This window comes from Ponticaulis koreensis DSM 19734 (assembly GCF_000420665.1).
Lineage (GTDB): Bacteria > Pseudomonadota > Alphaproteobacteria > Caulobacterales > Hyphomonadaceae > Ponticaulis > Ponticaulis koreensis.
Map to the genome: position 1 here is coordinate 1,759,490 of NZ_ATVJ01000001.1, position 18,421 is coordinate 1,777,910.

The window sequence follows — 18,421 nt, forward strand, 5'->3', positions numbered from 1 at the left end:
GCTGAGCGCTTTGGTGTAAACTTTCCACGCATTTCTAAGTTTCGGTATTGCATCAAATATCGATCAATTCGATGAAAGCCGAATAATTTCAAACAAACCGATCAATTGTGCTTAGGGCGTGCTGACTGAACTTTTCGGTTTGATTGGTGTCATTTTTTACAGAAGTTGGATCAAATCGTTGGGAGAAGTTTGTTGCGTCTCGGGCCGAGTAAAAGCGCTTTTTTGGCTATCTTATTCACGTTCACGGCGGCGTGTTCGAGCCTGCAATCGTCTGACCGCATGGAAAATGATGCCCTGCGACAGTTCCAAGTTCCATCAGGACCATCTCATGAAAGAACGTCGGAAACTTCAGACTTTCCAGAGGCTCACGTTTTAGATGCCTGGGTCTCGCAAGGGAACCACGGACTCTTTGAACGCGCTCAGCAGGACATTGATGACAACAGCAATAGTGGGTCTGGCGCAGGCCAATCCTTCATATTTGATAACGCGCGTCTCGAAACTATTTTGGCCGAAGTGCTCGGTGACGGATTTGGAGCATCTTTCTTTGTCGATCCGTCCTTTAGTTCCCAGTTTTCAGTCCGGTTATCCGGTATCCGGACGGTGGAACAAGCGATAACCGCGCTGAACGCGATCCTTTCCTCGCAAGGTTACTATCTTCAGGATTCTGGCGGTGTTTACATTGTATCTCGCGGTCCACCACCGGAAGCGTCATCTTCGACCGTTTCAGTATTAGATACCACAGGGCAGCTGGCAGGGGACACCGGAACGGCAATTCTTTTCCTGAGTTACCTCGAAGCGGAACGCTTTACGCGATTGATTGAGCCGGTTGTCGCAAACGGTTTGCGTGTTCGTGCAGATACTGAGCTCAACGCAGTCGCCATCTCGGGCACTGCGCGTGCTGTGGCAGAGGTGTTCGCAGTTGCCCGTTCTCTTGACGTCGACTGGCTGCGGGCCGTTTCTTACATGATTTTGCCGCTGAGTGACCTGACCCCGACCGAGGCAGTTGAGCAATTGGAGCCTGTGTTTTCGCAATTGGGTGGAGTTCAGTTTATTCCTCTTGGCGCATCGCAATCATTGCTGGTCATTTCCAACCAGGCAGATCGACTGGAGCCAATACGCGACTTTCTCGTCACAATTGACCGTGCCTATAGCGATGATGCGAACCGCCGTATTTTTGTTTATGAGGCTCGTTTTCTGGATGCAGACGCTCTGCTGGAAGGTGTATCCGACTTGTTTTCCGATACCGAGGCAGGGGTATCAGCCACTCAGAATGCTGGAGATGGTTCTCAAACATCGTCAGGCGGCTTAGCAAATGGATTGAGGCTTTCGGTCGACAGATCACGCAATGCGATTTTGGCGCGAGGTGACCCGCAGGAACTCGAAGAGCTCGCATCCCTTCTCGAGGAGCTGGATCAGGAAGAACCTCAAATTCTCATCGAGGCGACAATCGTTGAAGTGACGCTTTCAGATGGATTCCGGTTCGGCGTCCAATGGCAAGCTATCGAAGATCAGCTGCAGATCAATTTTAACGATGCTAGTTCCGGCGACGTGACCGCGCGCTTCCCTGGCGCATCACTTTCCTACGTGGATACGAATATTCAGGCAGTAGTGAATGCGTTGTCCAACCTGACGGAAGTGGAGATCGTCTCCTCGCCTCGCGTCACGACACTTAATAATCGCGTAGCGAGATTGCAGGTCGGTGACCAGGTGCCGGTTATCACGCAGTCTGCGGTTAGTGTTTCGGATTCCAATGCTCCAGTGGTGAATTCTGTGAATTTCAGAGACACAGGCGTCATTCTGGAGGTTCGCCCCCGCTATCGTGGGCAAAACATGGTTGAAATTGAAGTATCACAGGAGGTTTCTGCGGTCGCAGAAACAACGACCTCGAATATTGACTCCCCAACCATCACGCAGCGCCAGATTGAAAGCGTCCTTGTCGTTCCTGATGGTGCAACGGCTGTTCTGGGCGGATTGATCAGCTCTACGCGGTCCACGGCTCAGACTGGCATTCCGCTACTCGAGGATATTCCAGGGATTGGAGGCGCTTTCCGTGCACAGAACAATTCTGAACGTCGTACGGAGCTTATTGTACTTTTGCGGCCATCGCTCGTGGATACACGTTCAGGATATCTCACCTTGTCTGAGCAGATTGCGCAGGCGCTCAATCATGTCCGGCCTGACTATTTTGAATGAAGAGCGAGCAAGGATATGCGACACCAGTCGTGCTTGGTTTCATCGCCGTCATGTCTCTCGTGGCGGTCTGGGCTTTCAACCTGGCGCTGGCGCAAAACAGAGAAGTGCAAGCGAGGCAGCAGCTCTGGCTTTTAAAATTGAGTTTTTCCAGCCTGATTGAAGAGCAGATTTTTCAGGTTCTGGATCGGCCTCAAAATGTACAGCTGAGGCCTCAATTTCTGACGGTGTCTGAAACCAATGCTGTTTTAGAGGTCACAAATGAACACGCCAGACCGAACCTGCTATACGCGGATGAAGCGCAGCTTCGAACTGATCTGCAAAGATTGCTGCCTCCTGGAACGGACGCCGAACGGATTTTAAGAGACCGGAACTTATGGCAATTGGGAAGTGCGCCTGGATCCATAACCGAGCTCATAGGTGATCTTGAATTGACTGGACGATTGGAAGAATGCGTCGCTGATCGTTTCACGGTGTACGCCTCTACGGTTGATCCACTCGCATCAGGTCAGATCAGGAGTAATTTGGCGGGCGCAATTTTGCGCATAATTGTGAAGACATTGCCCGATGAAACGCCTAGTTTAAGGCTACAGGCAATTGTACTTTTTACGGGAAATGCGGAGCGGCCCTTTGAAATTTTGGAATGGGTGGAAGACCAACGAACCCAAGACGTGTCCTGCAGCACGAGGTGATGCCGGGTTCACGTTGACTGAGATGCTGGTCGTGATGGTTATTCTGGGTCTTCTTGCCGCAGCAATAGCGCCCCGAATAGTCGGTAGGCTGGATAGCTCGAAAATTCGCGCGGCACGACTGCAACTTGATACGGTTTCAGCTTCGATAGACGTCTATCACATTGATACTGGACAGTATCCGCAAGGCGAGAACGGCCTGGACGTATTGCTGTTCGCGCCTGACGGTGTTGCGAGTTGGGATGGGCCTTACGTACGTTCTCCTGATAATCTGGTCGATCCATGGGGCACTCCACTTCGTTTTGAGATTTCATCAAGCGGGATTCCGACTGTCATTAGTCTCGGCGCCGATGGCGCGCCAGGCGGCGATGGACGAGCGGCGGATATAGTGTTTCCGGATTTCTCGCAAAATGACTGATGTACAGTATAAGCACCCGCTATTGCGGCAAGGGTTTGTCTCTGAAGGTATATTTTCCAGAGCTGAGAAGCTTTCCAGACTTCGAGGGCATTCAATCGAGCTCACGCTCAATCAGATGGGAGCGCTCAGTGATGACAAGCTCGTCAGTTACTGGCGCGAGTCGACCGGTTTACAGGTCGCGGACGCAAGCGTTAGCGAGGAAGCCTTGCAGCACGGAAGTATTCTAAATCTTGAGTTCTTCCGGCACAATTTCATGTTCCCCATCGATGCGAGCGAGAGTGCTTTTACTGTCGGCATGGTTGACCCTACAAATGCCGAAGCAATTAGGGCGCTAGAGTTTGCGGTTAGTAGCAAGGTTGAGGTTCGCATTCTACCCGCTGGAGTGTGGCGAAAGCTTTGGCTAACTCATATAGATGCGGAATCACAAGATACGGTCAGCACTGTGGATAGCGAACAGAATGAACTTTCCGCTCAGGACCGAAATGCGCCGATAGCGCGCAAACTCACCGGCTGGATCGAAAATGCCGCGGAAGTCGGTGCTTCGGATATTCATTTCGAGGCAAAAGCTTATGGTCTGGAGGTTATGTACCGCGTAGACGGGCGCCTGCAGGCTATATCTTACGAACCCAAGGAAGCTGCACCATCCATTCTTTCTCGGTTGAAAGTCGTGTCGGGTCTGGACCTGGGAATTAAATCCAAACCGCAAGACGGTCGCACCAGTCTCGTCTTGCAGGGTAGGAAACTCGATGTGCGAGTTTCCGTTATTCCCTCAATTCACGGCGAGAGTGCGGTTCTACGCTTATTGGATAAGCCTACAGGCCTCCTTGATTTTGCATCGCTTGGATTTTCAGAAACAGATGAAGGAGAAATTCTTTCTATTCTCCAACACCGCGATGGGCTGTTTCTAGTAGCCGGTCCGACCGGCTCGGGGAAAACCACTACACTGTACGCCTGTATAGAAGCTTTGCGCGAACAAGGCCTGAAAATTCTGTCGGTAGAAGACCCCGTTGAATATCAGTTTGATCACGTCACGCAGGTTCAAGTTTCCGAAAAAGCAGGGCTCGATTTTGCGGGCACGCTCAGAGCATTTCTAAGACACGACCCAGAAGTTATTCTCGTGGGTGAGATACGAGACGCAGAAACTGCTGCTGTTGCCGTGCAGGCGGCCTATACAGGGCACTTTGTGATGGCGAGCATTCACGCAATCGATTCAGGAGCTATCCCTACTCGTCTTGAGAACATGGGGGTTGAGCGGTTTAAAATCGATGCCTGCCTCAGAGGAAGTGTCTCGCAGCGGCTGGTTGGGAAACTCTGCACTGATTGTCGGCAATCCAGGTCCGTACAGAGTTCAGAGGCCAGTTTGTTTATTCACCACGGATTGGAAGCTCCGGAGATGCTATTCGAAGCGAGTGGATGCCCCGCTTGCGAGCAATTAGGAGTAAGTGGGCGTACACTTGTTTGTGAAATTAATAGAGTGGGCTCTGATGATAATCCATCGTTGGTATCGCAGGCTCTGCGGCGGGCATCACTCGGCGAGATTAACTTTTCTTCCGCGGCGAGCCTGGCTTCAAAATGAAGAAGTTCCGATATGTCATCTTAATGCCAAATGGGAAGCGGCGATCAGGTCATTTAGAAGCAAGTTCTTTCCGACTGGCAACAATGGAAGCTGAAATGCTCGACGGCGTTCTGCTTGATCTGCGGTCCGAGGATGGAAAAAGATGGTACCAATTTGAGCGTAGCGATGACGTTTCGGTCGCGACCTATGAAAGATTTTTGTCCGCATTGACACCACTCCTCCTAGCCGGCGCTAATCTCACGACCGCTCTTGGAGCCGTTGAACAATCTACTTCCAAAAACGAGGTTCTGGAGCTCACGTCGAACCTTCGATCTAGATTAAATGCCGGTGAACTGCTTAGCCAAGCAGTGCGACGTGACGGCGGCGCAGGAGAAATTGTCGGAGCTTTCATTGCTGCGGGTGAAAAGGGCGCAGGCATCAGCTTCATGTGTGAAGAGGCCCTCAGCTATCTGAAGACAAACTCTTTGTTGAGAAAGGAAATCGAGAACGCGCTAGCGTATCCGATTTTCGTGATCATGATGGCGATTGTGGCCTTTGCAGTTCTGGCCGTACTTGTGGCACCTGAAATAGCGCCTCTTTTGCAAGACAGTGAAAACGGATCAATGATCCTGATGCTATCATCATTTGGTTCATTTTTGAGGGATCATTTCAGCACGATAATGCTATCGACCGCAGCTGTAACAGCATTGTCGTTTGCATTGCGCAAACAGCTTCGTTTGGGAGTGCTTTGTGAAGTTTTTCTTTTATCAGTTCCCATCTTCAAGGATGCTTACAAGGACTGGCGATGCGCTCCCGTGGCGAGAACTATGGGGAGCTTGCTCAGCGCTGGAATGAGCTTCAATTCTGCAATTGAAGCAAGCAGTTCCGTCGCCAAAGGCGCTGTGAAATCCGATTTACTTCGTATGAACGAGGCAATGAAAGATGGAGTTACTTTGGGCGTTTTTCTGCGCAATGAGAAAACGCAATTTCCCGAGCGGTTTACGCGCCTGATCTTAGTTTCGGACGCTGTCGGGAATTTGGAAATGGGTTTTCAGCAAGCTGGAGAACTCTGTCAAGCAAGTGCAATCTCGAGGATAAAAAAACTGTCATCCATTTTGGGACCTACGGTCGTCGTCGTCATCGGTGGATTTGTCGCCGTTCTTATGTTGTCATTTATGTCAGGCTTGCTGAGTTTAAGTGAGGGGATTTCTTGAGAACGCACGCCGATAACGGTTTTGCCATAATTGACACGCTTGTCGCGTTGTTCGTGCTTTCTTTGGGGGCTACTTCTTTGTTGCTTCTTCAGATTCTCTCCACAGAGCTCTCCGAAAATTCGCTACGGCGTAGCGAGGCCATACAAATTGCCTCTGAGCTACTTGAAGGGCCCCAGCAATACATCTCAGAGCAAAGAGTCATACATAATCGGATGTATCAGGTTGATTTGCAGTCTGAAGTTACGGCCGCCCGAAGTCACCCTCAACTTAGCTTAATTCAAAAAAACCTTACTATATCCTGGGAAAGCGACGGCGAACATCAGCTGGTTCTGACACGCGCGATCATTGAGGCGCGCCAATGAACGATTTGGGTTTTACGCTTGTCGAGACACTAGTCGCTTTATTGATTTTGGGTCTAACTTTTACTTATCTCGGCTCCATGGTTCAGATGCAGTTACTCGTTCTTGATCGGCTTGAAAGGAGCAAAGAAGTGATTTCGGAACTGAACGATCTTCCCGTATCTCGACCCCGACTATCAGAGCTTGATGCTAATTGTGTTTTTGATGCAGCGAGCAGGCAATGCCGCCCAAGCTGAGTCATGCCATCATTTGGACGGGAACAGGCGTTTTCGATCGATTTTGGATTTGGGCGTTGTCGTGCATCGTCTTTGCGGTTTCGTTTGGCCGATTTGGGAAAAGCTACAGATCGCTGAATACCAGTGAATACTTCTCCGGAGAATTTGACCGAGACGGTGTATCAGGGCGGGATCTGAAGCGAGCCTTTAGGGTAGCGATACAGCACCTTTCGCCGGTCCCACTCGACGAGGCAAGGATTCTTGCCATGCAGACGAATCGTGGGACGATTAATTATGTTGTGACGCGAAACAAAACCGAATTGGTCAGCTTTCAACATTTAGGAATAAACGTAGACGGTCGGCGGTATATTACCGGTCCTTTTTCTTCACTACGTATCGTCGTCCTGATTGTCATTGCCCTCTCGTTAATCGGCTCGTTAACTACTTCTGTTTTGCGATCCAATACTGAACGCGACGCTTTGGAAATTCAGCTTCAAGACCTGCAGTTCTCAAATGAACAGCTGCGTTCTCGACTAGTTCGAACTCAATCAAACTCTCAGATTTTAGCGGAAGCCAATCGATACATCGACCAGATTGAAAGTTGGAGTTCGCCTTCGTCTCACCATGCGATTCTTGAGAACATGTCCAACCTGACACCGGATGGCGCTTGGTGGAATACGGTTCAGTTTGACGGACAATCGGTTGTTTTTGAAATGCGTGCTGCAAATGCAAACGCCGTTTTATCGGGAATTGCTCAACCTGAAACACATCCACATCTACGCCCGGGACCACGAATATCGACGGAGCGACAAGGAGTTGAGTCTTTTTCAATCGTGGCAACCTCTCCTTATGGAGATTCGAATTGATGTCGTCACACGGCATTAAAGCATTGATAGGGTGGTCAATGATCTTGGCCATCTTCATTAGCTTTATGTACATTTCTTCTATCGGAAGGGAGCGTGTCAATCGATTGCGCGCGTCCGTTGATAATCTCGCGGCTCAGCGGCAACTTTTTTCAGACAGATTATCCGATGCTCGCTCAGACAATGCGTCTTTTGGTCAGCTTGAGCCAGAAGACTTCGAAACATTTAAACGAGCAAGACAATCGCAAGTCATACAGATAATTCGTCAACATGCGATAGAGTTACAAAGTGTCAGCGAAATACCAGTTCGAAGCCCAATTCTCAACGCGGCAAGCTGGCGTATAGAGTTCGAACTCACTCCAATGGCCCTATCCGAACTGTTGGACGAGTTTTCTCAGATTCCCGATCTTGTCCTGGATGCATATTCCATTCAACGACGGAGCGCTGATACTTTAAGCGGGGATTTCCGGATCACAACGGTGATGGGCGTGGATATTCAGCCAGTGCGTCAAGTCGACAATTGGGAGGCTTTCCATTCGCGAAACCCTTTCGATGAGCTGAGGAGGCCGATGAACTCAAGGGCACCAGAGTGGGTCGAAGCTGATCGAAGTGAATTTCGATTAATTGGATTGCGTTATGACGGCGCCGAGTGGCTCGCGCTTATGAGTGTCAATGGAAACTCTGAACCTGAAGCGCGAAAAGCGGGTGAAGAATTGGAAGGCCAAACCATAGCAAGCGTAACACATAACGGAGTTATCTTGATTTCAGCCGACGGCCAAGAAACGCGATACTCTCTTTTTTCTTCAGACTAGGATCTCAAGTTGCGCTCATCTGTTGAGCAGTATCATAAAACCTGAGTAATATGAGCTGGAGTTTCAACCTGGCAGTCTAGTGTGGCTTGAGGCTTAGGGCGTAATCGAAACAGTTAATGCTGATAAAATCAGTATAGCGCGCCATTCGGATCGCTCCGCCTCATTCTATGCCGTTCCCCGTGTTGCTGCCGCGAGCCGGTAGGCAAGTACAAATTTTCGTCTTTTTATCCTGTATCAAGTGCCGCTTCAGGATGAGCAATTAAACGGGAAAGATCGCCGGACTGTGTCCAATAGATTCTAGCGTTAGCTGGATAGATTGATGAGAAATTGGCACTTCCATCTTGATGTTTCACTTTGGATTCATTTTTTTGCCCGGTAGATCGAGAATCTGTTGGCGAAAAAGCTTTGTGGCCGCCACATCAAGGGATTTCAGAAGTGCCTTGACAGGAACTCATACAGATAGGCTTCGATCCTTTGCGCAAGGCTTAGGGCTGCTCGCCCTCAGCGCACTTCGTAGAAAATAGAGCGGTCTCCCGAGGCTCGGGTATTCCCTGCGCCCGCCGCCGATTTTCCCTCCGTTTGCACACCCCGCTTTCGCCAAGGGGCAGGTTTGCATGTGCAACCCATACCTGACGGAGGTTTTAAGATGAAAAGCGAAGGAGAGATCAGAATCTATGTGGCGTGTCTCGCCGCCTATAATAACGGCTATCTACACGGTCAGTGGATTGATGCGGCTTTAGGTGATGACTCAATCTGGAACGGGATCAGAGAGGTGCTCAAATCCTCGCCAATCCCTGACGCGGAAGAGTGGGCAATTCATGATCATGAAGGCTTTGAGGGGCTTGATATCTCGGAATATGAGGAGATTGAAAGCGTCTGCGAAAAAGCCGCCTTCATTGAAGAGCATGGGCGATTGGGCGCTGAACTTGCCTCACATTATGTCGGTGATCTTGAAGAGGCCAAAACTGCGCTCAATGATCACTATGCGGGTCAGTATTCCTCTCTTGCGGAGTTTGCAGAAGAGCTGACCGAACAGATCACACAAGTTCCGGACTCCCTGCAATACTATATCGATTACGAGCTTATGGGGCGGGATCTGGAAATCAGTGACGTGTTTGTCATTCGTCTTGGTTATGAAGAGCTGCATGTCTTTTGGAATGGCTGACCGATATGGTTCACTAACCGTCTCGTGAAGGGGTGATGCCCTTACACGGACGGATGGTGTCGATTTACCAATTTGCTGTGCAGCTTGAGAATAATGTTGCTACCCGTTCTCTTGAACATAAAGGGAAACAGCGCGTGCGCAGAGACAGCAATAGCGCCCATAGCCATCAAACCACCAACGCGCATTGCGAATAAAGCATGTTGAAGATAACTCTCTCCAACGCGCGTTGGGTGTTCAGTAAATAGACTTTTTATTTTTGAGAAGACTTCAGTCTGCATTTCCTTTTCCTCGGTTTCAATGTTGATTTTCCGGCGAAGTGACCGCCTCTAAGTAACTGAATTCAAAGTTATTTTTAGGTCTTAAGCGCTGGAGGGCGTCAAGATTTCTACGATAGTAGGTTCGAATCACAGATCGTGCTTTGATCGTCCCATCATCGTTCTGAGCAGATGCTCGACCATGCAGCATATAATCCTGAGGGAAAACAAAGCTGTCATTCGTTTTGACAACTATTTCGCGGGTTACCGCTGATATCGCATCGTCAAGTTCGTTTTTCGCTCCGAAAGCCACTCGGTCTGAATCGTTCGCGACTTTCGTTCCATAGCTTGAATAGGCGATCGAAAGACGACCACTGGGATTGATCCAGAGAACCGGTTTTTTTACACCGGGGTGGTCAATCCCGAAAGATGGCGACAACTTATGAAGGAATCGGTCCGACTGCTTCAGGACCCTTATAGTTTCCTCACTCAACCGACGAATGATGTCAGGCAACATCGCGAAATGTGTGGAGACCGATTGATCATTGTATTCGGCTGTCAGTTGAATGAAATGCGGGTGAAAATGGGGTGAACCAGCCGACAAGTCGGAATGAATTTGGTGAAGGCCTGGAGCAGAATTGCTGTTTGGCGTACCGTGCTTTTTGGGTTTCTGACTGTCAGCGAGACCGGGCAAATTCTCATCAACGTACGTAAACGGTCGCAGGTCTAAAGCAATGCCAACTGCGAGGTGACGAACTCGCTTGAAACTCTCGTGCGCGACGTCGTTCAGGAGACCAGAAATATAAAACGGCTTTGCAGCAGCAAACATTTTTAGAGCTCTCAAACGACAGAAGAAGGAACACCCTTGAAAAATTTCTGCAAAAAGAACTTCTTCTCTATGTCCACGAGGAATGTCGAAGATCTTTAACAGAGTCATTTCTGCCGCTCTGAGTTCCACAATCTCTTCAGGGGGCAAATTGACAAACACCTTTGGATCTGTAGCACCACAGAACTCGGTATTGCTCCAGACCACGTGTTCTGAAGAAAGGTGACACGCTTCTATTTCGGTGTCTGTATTTTGGACTGGCCTCAGTTGATTAGCGTCAGTGTTTGCTCGAAGGGGCAATCTGTTCATCGTGAATCTCCGATGACAACTGCATGCCTCACAGCCTTTTCTCGCGCTTGTTGGTACCGATAGCCAGCCAGATAGAGAGCTTTTCGTTCCGTGTTCCAAACACCCGGGGGCGTCTCATCTTGATAGTGATCAAATGCTGCACAGCCAGCTTTGAAAGCCTCGTGGGTTTTTACTTCAGTCTCGGAAAGATGACGGAGAGCGCGGCAATTTGTGTACGCTTCGATCGATTCATAGGCGCGATCAAACGAGACATGGGTATCTACATTTTGTGTGTCGGCGAATTTACGAAGATGCATTGGTAATCCTCCCTCGGTCCGAAGGAAGGATTATTTTAAAAAGTTATCTATGTCAATTACAATTTATCCGACCCGTAATGCGAGATCGGGCTGAGGTTCTAGCTTGGAAACCTCCTGTATGATCGCAATGACAAAATCTTGTGGTGTTAGGTTTGGAACATTACGCTTGTTGCAAGCAGCTTTCAAAAGATCGTAAGTTGCCACGGTAGGTTTCACATTCAGTCTATGAGTCGGCTCTCTATTGGGATCGGGACGTCCTTTTCGCGTAAATGCCCGAACGGACAATTCGTCAAGATGTTCTTGAGTGACCGTGTCTAACAAGCTGTTCACTGTCCCGGTGACCGTTTGATTCGGACAGCCAGTTTTAACCGGAATTGCCTCGACGAAAGTTCGAAATTTCTCATATATCGAAACTGGAACAACTACTCCTAACGTTTTTCGGTCGCGTGCAATTTCAGTGATCTCCAGGCGCAATGAAGGGTGTTCTCGAAGTGCAACTCGAACGAACTCTCCGCGCGACAAACCAGCTAGACGCGCCGCTGCTGCCAAAACGTACTCGGCATCATTCGAAACTGTCTCACCCAAGTTCCTCCTCTTCCGAACCGTAGGTTTGCGGTCAGAATGATTATTCTTTGCAGAAATACCTTGATTTTGCAAGGAAAAAGAAGTTTTTGGCTGATTTTTTAGTTTCTTGCTATCTCTTAGAAGGCCGGACTTCCGGGCTCGTTTCTCAGAGCTATCCACAGACGTTTCCGACTCTGCGGGGTCTTTCTTAGAAGCCATTATAGGAACCATCTCCTTAATACCAAATCCAATTCAAGCCGTCTGTGATGGCCAATGCGAGCGTGTGCAGTAATCAGTAATAGCATAAAAGTAAACCGTTAGCGTGCAGAATATGTAATTATACTTCTGGACCCAAGTTTGAGCGAAAATTTTACTAACTGCAGTCAGGGATCACCTCGGTTTCTCTCAACGAGATTGTGTTCGAACGTTCCCACAGGTGTAAGATTAGTTTTGTCCCATCGCGCGACAATCAGGCCTCCAAACACACCGGGCCATGGGCAGATTCTGTAAGTGATGAATTTGGTGAGGTCTTCTAATTCCTCGTAAGCAGGAATGTTGCGGGTACTATTAGCGGGCTTAAGTCGTTGTTCGAAGTGATTTCTGACGAGCGTTAGAAAGTATCTCTTTCCTTGCTCGGTTCCGTTCGGACCTCGCGAAATAAGACCGCCGATTGCAATACGACGAGGAGCAATAAATTTGGTAATCAGATGACAAAAGTCGGCGACGTAGGCGGCAGCAATATCCCAGATAGGATCGCCAATTTTTGCGAATTGAAGAAACTCGTCATTCCTCAATTTTGGATCTTCGTGCGTTCTGATTCTTGTCGAAAGAGCATGAACGCTCACTAAACCTTCGAGGCAGTCTCCATGGATCGAGCAGGAGCCCGGGAAATCGTCTATCTGTCCGTCGAAACTCAATTTTCGGGGAAGATGCGCATTCATCTGAGCGTGGTGACGTCCTCGACCGATCCAGCCGACGTCTGTAAAGCCGACGTTGACGGAATGACTTATCTTCACATACGCAGTCGTCGTGCGTGACCATCGCTGATACCAATGTGCTACGTCATTCCATTTGCGCATATCTGTTTGGCGAATTCTCGACGGCACGCGAGAGCCGGCCAATGAGAAAGTGTTGTGAAGGAGTTTCTTGCCTTCCTCGTCTTTGTCAAACAATCGATCTAATTCGAAGTAATGCTCTCCCAATGCACTGACATTGACGTCTAGACACACGAGGATTTCAATTTCCAGTTCCTTAAGTGTCACGTTCAGAATGTCGGCTAGAATAGTCCGAGATCGTTGGTACAAACTCTCGCCACTCCATTCGGGATAATTCGTGAGATGTTTTGGAAACCTGCCATATTCATCTGGGTTGTTTTCTCTATTGTATTTGCCCAAACGAACAAAGGGTCCGAAAGACGCCACTGCAACGTGGGTCACCTGTGGGGCATATTGCAGGATCAATTTAAGTGCGAGAGCAACATCTGTTAGCGTGATGATAGTGCCAAGTCCCGCGCTATCATGACCTGATCCTTGGATTTCTCCGTGGACACACAAGTCAATTTTCGACATTGCATTCTGTACCTGACCTGGAACTGGGCCGAGACTTCTCGCAACGCCAAAAAAAATCGAATCCTTAGTGAGACTGATACATCCTAAATCTCGCTCGTTTGCCGACCAGCGATTCATTGCTTCCGCATATTCGATGATCTCAATCTCTTCGGAATCTGGCATCTAATAATGCACCCCACCCCCCACGGGTTTTCTCGTTGTAGTACTGATAGTGCTTTTTTTCGGCTTCACAAGCATGATTGATTGTCGAAATTTATCTGTTCCGTACTCCGTATACGGACAAGTAGACTCCAATGTGTTCGCTTGAGCTAAGAACTTCAAATAAGTTGTTGTCGAGATTATCATCCGTCTCAGTCATGACGACCTGCATGTATTCTGGTCTCACTGAAGTCTCGGGCCAGACATATCTTTGATGAGCGAATGCGAGCGGGCCATATCCGGCTCGCGTTCCAGTTCGCGCAGCTTGTTCAGCCGCGCCCTGATTTGAAGCTCCAGCTCTCGTCGCTCTTTGCGCTGACGCGCGCCGAGGATTTCGCGCTCCCTTCGGTCGCGCGCCTGGCATTCTGCCAGATGGAGGGCATTTTCTTTGCGGAGTTTGGCGCGCTTGCCGCTCACAAACTCCCAGATCAATCCCAAGCCTCTTGCAAAGCGAGAAGAACGCTGTCGTGCCTCTTCAGTCGCACGGGAGGTTTGCTGGCTTGAGAGAGCGCGACGCGCGGCGCGATGCTGGGCGATCATTTCCTTCCGTGCCACGAGCATCGGCTTGATCCGCGATTTAAGCGCTTCAGCGCGTTCCTCTAGCGCGCGCTGCTTTTCGGCTTCGCCTTCGGATATCAGAACGGCGCGCACCGTATCGATATCCGGAAGTTCATCTGGTTTACCAAGGCGCGCTTTTAACTCTCGCGCTTTCACACCGCACCAGCGCGATAGTGAGTAGATTTCATCGCTCGTATCCACAGCGACAAATCCCCGGCGATCTCCTCTCGCAAGCCCAAAACCCTGTTCACGCAAGGCAGCGCGAAAGCTCGTCAGATCGTCAGAAACCTCCCAGCAGTTTTGGAATAGCCGCTTGAGTTCCTCAGGATCACATTTGGCGCGTTTTGATTGCTGGGCTTCAGCCAGCTCGTAATTCTCAGCACGCGCTTTACCATGGGCTTCAAGGCCGCTCGGAAGTTGCCAGCCATGCTCCAGATAGAGATCGTGCGCGATATCCATGAGCTTTCGCTTAAAGTGTGGTAGCTGTTTCGCTGTCATGGTTTCGGCGTCAATTTTTGACCAGACGACATGGGCATGTAAGCGGCCATTCTTGTCATGCAGAACCAAAGCGCGCGGCTGGCCGGACAGTCCGAGCTTTTCTTCAATCCGCTGCGCCGCGCCTTCAAAATCCTCCAAAGTGGCGTTCGCATCCTCAGGCGGATTGAGGCTCAGTGAGAAGAGATATTTGCTGGTGCGCTTCGTGCCACGGCAAAGCGCTTCGGCTTCCTTAAAAGCCTCGGCAAGGTCATCCGAGATAAAGCCACGCAGCTCGACCAGTTCGACATGCTCATTGTCTTCGACATTGAGAAGATGCCGAGCCAGGTTTTGCCCATAGGCGCGTTCGGAGGCTTTGAGGATCATGAACGAACCTCAGCGGCTGAGCGCTTTGATCAGCTCTTGGCGCATTGTGATCAAAGCAACCAGCGCCGTATTCAGTTGTGCCTTTGTCTCGGCATCAACGATCAGTGCGCCAATCTCTGCAGATCGGGCGAGCGTTCGAAGGCTTGGGCCGATCTCAGTCTCGCCCATTCGTGCCAGAAGACGCGCAAGCGTTTCTCTGTAGGGCGCATTGCGCTTCGATTTATCCCCAAGGATTTTAGAGCGCACATAGGCATTGATTGACTGATCACCGGCCAGCTTTTCGAGCCGCTTTTTCTCATCCTCTGTCACACGGATAGACAAGGGTGGGAGCCGTTTCCGGCGGGGTTTCGGTTGCGTATTTGCTGCGGTCTCGAAATTGTTCTGAAGCGTTCCCGTCATGGTTCCAGCTCCATAACGGGTGAATTCAGGTCTTCAAGAATGCGGTTCCAATCTGCTAATTCTTCAAACAGTTGGTTCGAGTTTGGTAACTCGGGCCGCACCATTTTCCCGACATTTTTCTAAAATGAAAAATCGATCCAGTGGATCGATTTGAGGGAAAACCGTGTTTGATGTGCCCCGCACCGTTGCAAGGCATTCCGTCCTTCGTGGCGATTTCAAATAAACACAGTATAAATTGCTGTTATGCGCCGTATGTCTTCGCGCGTGCCGATCTATACCGGTAGTTTTATGTCGTTTAGTTCATAACTAATATTCCGGTTTCGATTGCATCCCTTATGAAATGATGGGTAAGCTACATCTAAACACGCTGCATGACCGGAAAACCGGCCCCCAAATTGAGCAGCGTCGGGAGGAACAATATGAGTGTGACGTCAGCTCAGGGTGACAGCCCTGGCGTGATGGAAGGCTTCGGCACGCGCGCCCAGCGTACATATGTGCTGAACGCTCTTCTTCTTATCTACATCATGAACTTTATCGACCGCGGACTTCTGTCTGTCGTTGCCCCGGTCATGAAACCGGAACTTGGTATTTCCGATACCGCATTCGGTTTGCTGACCGGTTTCGGTTTTGCATTGTTCTATACGATAGTCGGTATCCCACTGGCGCAGATTTCAGAACGCCGTAATCGCGTTGCGATTATCGCGATCTGTCTCGCGCTTTGGTCGCTCATGACTGCGCTATGCGGTCTCTCGCGTGAAGTCACGATTGGTGGTTTGGTAATCGGAGGCTTCTGGAGCCTTCTGCTGTTCCGAGTAGGCGTTGGCGTAGGTGAGGCCGGCTGTACGCCGCCTGCAAACTCTCTGATTTCCGACTATTACCCACCCCGCAAACGGTCTTCAGCGCTCGGCTATTATGCTATGGGCGTGACGCTTGGAACCATGCTGGCGAACCTGATCGGTGGTCCGATCACAGACGCTTTCGGATGGCGGGTCGCGTTTTTTGCTCTCGGCCTTCCGGGTGTTATTTTTGCTGTTGTTTTCTTCCTGACAGTAAAAGAGCCGCCGCGCGGCTATTCCGATCCGGGGGGCGCGTCTGCACCGCGTGAACGTGTACCGTTTGCGGCCGGTTTGAAAGAGCTCGCGAGCAAGTCCTCGTTCTGGTTCATGACGGCTGCTTGCACGCTTGCGGCCTTTTGCGGTTATGGCGTCTCGTCGTTCCAGTCTCTTTATCTCGTGCGTTCGTTTGATCTGACGGCTGGTCAGGCCGCGGTCTGGATCAACGTGCCAGTCGCACTTTCTGCAGCGGTTGGTACATTCGCGACCGGCTGGATTGTCAGTAAAATCGCAAAGAAGCGGACGACAGCGATTGCCTGGTTGCCAGGTCTTGGCCTTGTCCTATGCGTGCCGTTTTACATTATTGCATTCATGACGAATACTCTCTGGTTATGTGCTGTTGGCCTCGCTATCGGTGCGTTCGTCAAGTATGGCTATCTCGCAGCTCAGTACACTATCGCGCAGGGTGTTGTGCGCAACACAATGCGTGCCGTGTCTACGGCGATCATGCTCTTTGTGGTGAACCTGCTTGGCTATGGGCTCGGCCCGTTGTTTATAGGGGCGTTGAGCGATATCTTCTTCAATATGCAACTTGCTGCCGCCGACGTGGGCGATGTAACTCGCGCTTCTTGTGCTCTGCTCGAGCCGGGTAACACTTCAGCGCTTGCAGAAGCTTGTGCGATGGCCAATCCGGTGAGTCTGCAATATTCAATGCTGGTGACAGTTTCGCTCTATGTGCTGTCTGGCGTTCTTCTGATCATGGCGGCCAAGCCTTTGAAGAAAGAGCTACAGGCAAACTAGTCTGATGCGACGCCCCGCCCGAAACGGCGGGGCGTTGTTTTTCTACCGCATTCATTGCGTTGCCCGCGCCTACATCCTAAACGTGTTAAGGCATATAAGGGGGAGGCCCGGATGACATTCACTAAAATTGGTAGTCTGATCATGGGCGCTGCGGCGCTCGTCCTGACGAGCTGTAGCACAACACCGGCGACTGAAATTTCGGATGGAACGGCTATAGAGCTGACCGAAGTGCAGGTGAATGGAATCGAACTGCGTGTCGCTGAAGCCGGTCCCGAGGACGGCCCTCTGATTGTATTTGTGCATGGCTGGCCGGAGCTCTGGTATTCCTGGCGCTATCAGATGCCTGCGCTTGCCAATGCAGGATATCATGTGATCGCCCCTGATATGCGTGGGTATGGAGGTAGCGACGCACCTGCAGAGGTTGAGCCGTATCGTATCCAGACTCTCACAAATGATATTGCAGGTCTTGTCGACCATTATGGATACGAGCAGGCGACGATTGTCGGCCATGATTGGGGCGCAATCGTAAGCTGGTATTCTGTATTACTCCATCCAGAAAAATTCGACGGCCTGTTCGCGATGAGCGTGCCTTACAGCCCGCGCGGAGATGTGTCTCCGATTGAACGAATGCGCGCAGGCTTCGGCGAGAATTTTTACTACATCCTCTATTTTCAGGAGCCTGGCGTAGCTGAGGCCGAGTTCGATGCTGATCCGAGAGGTATTCTTCAGCGACTCTACGCTTCGCCGGAAACTCCTCGTACACCACCGGAAATTCGTGACCCACGCCGGTCGGCTGGAGGGTGGACTCGTCGCCTTGGTCAGCCAACGGAGTTGCCGGACTGGCTGAGTGAAGCGGATTTGCAATACTATATCGATAACTTCACAGAGTCCGGGTTTCGCGGCGGCATCAATTATTACCGCAATTTCCATCGCAATTGGGAAACCACGGGCGAACTGGACGGCGCACGGATCGATATTCCTGTCGTCTTTCTGGCGGGTGAACAGGATGTCGTGATAGGCGGTGCGGACGCAGAGCAGCTTAGGGCAGGTCTGGAGCGAACAGTGCGTGACTTGCGTAACGTGCATCTGATTGAGGGCGCGGGTCACTGGGTGCAGCAGGAAGAGGCTGATCAGGTTAACGCCTATCTCCTCGAGTTTCTGTCAGACCTTCATGACTGACCGCGGGTTCCCAGCCACGTGTGTGACTGAAATTACAGCTTTTGCAGCCCAGAAACCTTTTGGGCTGCGATAGACA

18 protein-coding genes are annotated in these 18,421 nt (G+C 50.4%); 11 read left to right on the forward strand and 7 right to left on the reverse strand.

Features of this window, described 5'->3' with window-relative positions:
* Nucleotides 1-222: 222 nt before the first annotated feature.
* The 9 genes from G523_RS20280 (at nucleotide 223) to G523_RS0109090 (ending at nucleotide 9,480) form a co-directional block, all read left to right on the forward strand.
* Nucleotides 223-2,193 (forward strand): secretin N-terminal domain-containing protein, encoded by a 1,971-nt coding sequence (locus tag G523_RS20280; RefSeq protein ID WP_155802631.1) that lies wholly within the window; start codon nucleotides 223-225, stop codon nucleotides 2,191-2,193.
* Nucleotides 2,190-2,882: a hypothetical protein gene (locus G523_RS0109050; protein WP_022694732.1), complete on the forward strand. Its 693-nt coding sequence runs from the start codon at nucleotides 2,190-2,192 to the stop codon at nucleotides 2,880-2,882. The genes G523_RS20280 and G523_RS0109050 overlap by 4 nt, the downstream gene beginning before the upstream one ends.
* Nucleotides 2,821-3,297, forward strand: a complete 477-nt coding sequence (gene gspG, locus G523_RS18720) for a type II secretion system major pseudopilin GspG (protein ID WP_022694733.1) — start codon at nucleotides 2,821-2,823, stop codon at nucleotides 3,295-3,297. The genes G523_RS0109050 and gspG overlap by 62 nt, the downstream gene beginning before the upstream one ends.
* Nucleotides 3,290-4,873, forward strand: coding sequence for a GspE/PulE family protein (locus tag G523_RS18725; protein ID WP_022694734.1), 1,584 nt, complete (start codon nucleotides 3,290-3,292; stop codon nucleotides 4,871-4,873). Before gspG ends, G523_RS18725 begins: the two co-directional genes overlap by 8 nt.
* On the forward strand, nucleotides 4,870-6,066 hold the full coding sequence (locus G523_RS0109065) for a type II secretion system F family protein (protein ID WP_081648747.1): 1,197 nt from the start codon (nucleotides 4,870-4,872) through the stop codon (nucleotides 6,064-6,066). Before G523_RS18725 ends, G523_RS0109065 begins: the two co-directional genes overlap by 4 nt.
* Nucleotides 6,067-6,424: 358 nt before the next feature.
* Complete coding sequence (locus G523_RS21350; protein WP_022694737.1) at nucleotides 6,425-6,661, forward strand: prepilin-type N-terminal cleavage/methylation domain-containing protein; 237 nt, start codon at nucleotides 6,425-6,427, stop codon at nucleotides 6,659-6,661.
* A 245-nt stretch (nucleotides 6,662-6,906) separates the two neighbouring features.
* On the forward strand, nucleotides 6,907-7,506 hold the full coding sequence (locus G523_RS20920; protein WP_199285720.1) for a hypothetical protein: 600 nt from the start codon (nucleotides 6,907-6,909) through the stop codon (nucleotides 7,504-7,506).
* A complete protein-coding gene (locus G523_RS0109085) occupies nucleotides 7,506-8,315 on the forward strand; it encodes a hypothetical protein (RefSeq protein ID WP_155802633.1) in 810 nt (269 codons plus the stop codon). The genes G523_RS20920 and G523_RS0109085 overlap by 1 nt, the downstream gene beginning before the upstream one ends.
* A 646-nt stretch (nucleotides 8,316-8,961) precedes the next feature.
* Nucleotides 8,962-9,480, forward strand: coding sequence for an antirestriction protein ArdA (locus G523_RS0109090; protein WP_022694740.1), 519 nt, complete (start codon nucleotides 8,962-8,964; stop codon nucleotides 9,478-9,480).
* A gap of 41 nt (nucleotides 9,481-9,521) precedes the next feature.
* Here the strand turns inward: G523_RS0109090 and G523_RS0109095 are convergent, their stop codons facing one another.
* From G523_RS0109095 to G523_RS0109125, 7 genes are all read right to left on the reverse strand, one after another.
* Nucleotides 9,522-9,758, reverse strand: a complete 237-nt coding sequence (locus G523_RS0109095; protein ID WP_022694741.1) for a DUF6356 family protein — start codon at nucleotides 9,756-9,758, stop codon at nucleotides 9,522-9,524.
* 16 nt (nucleotides 9,759-9,774) lie between these two features.
* Complete coding sequence (locus tag G523_RS0109100) at nucleotides 9,775-10,869, reverse strand: hypothetical protein (protein ID WP_022694742.1); 1,095 nt, start codon at nucleotides 10,867-10,869, stop codon at nucleotides 9,775-9,777.
* Nucleotides 10,866-11,165, reverse strand: a complete 300-nt coding sequence (locus G523_RS0109105) for a hypothetical protein (protein ID WP_022694743.1) — start codon at nucleotides 11,163-11,165, stop codon at nucleotides 10,866-10,868. The genes G523_RS0109100 and G523_RS0109105 overlap by 4 nt, the downstream gene beginning before the upstream one ends.
* Nucleotides 11,166-11,228: 63 nt before the next feature.
* Nucleotides 11,229-11,948 carry a hypothetical protein gene (locus G523_RS0109110; protein WP_022694744.1) on the reverse strand — a complete coding sequence of 240 codons (720 nt, stop codon included), beginning with the start codon at nucleotides 11,946-11,948 and terminating at the stop codon, nucleotides 11,229-11,231.
* Between the two features lie 164 nt (nucleotides 11,949-12,112).
* On the reverse strand, nucleotides 12,113-13,459 hold the full coding sequence (locus tag G523_RS0109115; RefSeq protein WP_022694745.1) for an ROK family protein: 1,347 nt from the start codon (nucleotides 13,457-13,459) through the stop codon (nucleotides 12,113-12,115).
* Between the two features lie 219 nt (nucleotides 13,460-13,678).
* A complete protein-coding gene (locus tag G523_RS0109120; protein WP_022694746.1) occupies nucleotides 13,679-14,914 on the reverse strand; it encodes a relaxase/mobilization nuclease domain-containing protein in 1,236 nt (411 codons plus the stop codon).
* A gap of 9 nt (nucleotides 14,915-14,923) precedes the next feature.
* On the reverse strand, nucleotides 14,924-15,313 hold the full coding sequence (locus tag G523_RS0109125; protein ID WP_022694747.1) for a hypothetical protein: 390 nt from the start codon (nucleotides 15,311-15,313) through the stop codon (nucleotides 14,924-14,926).
* A 419-nt stretch (nucleotides 15,314-15,732) separates the two neighbouring features.
* Here G523_RS0109125 and G523_RS0109130 point away from each other — a divergent pair, with 419 nt between their 5' ends.
* On the forward strand, nucleotides 15,733-17,166 hold the full coding sequence (locus G523_RS0109130; RefSeq protein WP_022694748.1) for a spinster family MFS transporter: 1,434 nt from the start codon (nucleotides 15,733-15,735) through the stop codon (nucleotides 17,164-17,166).
* A gap of 111 nt (nucleotides 17,167-17,277) precedes the next feature.
* Complete coding sequence (locus G523_RS0109135) at nucleotides 17,278-18,345, forward strand: alpha/beta fold hydrolase (protein ID WP_022694749.1); 1,068 nt, start codon at nucleotides 17,278-17,280, stop codon at nucleotides 18,343-18,345.
* Nucleotides 18,346-18,421 lie beyond the last annotated feature (76 nt).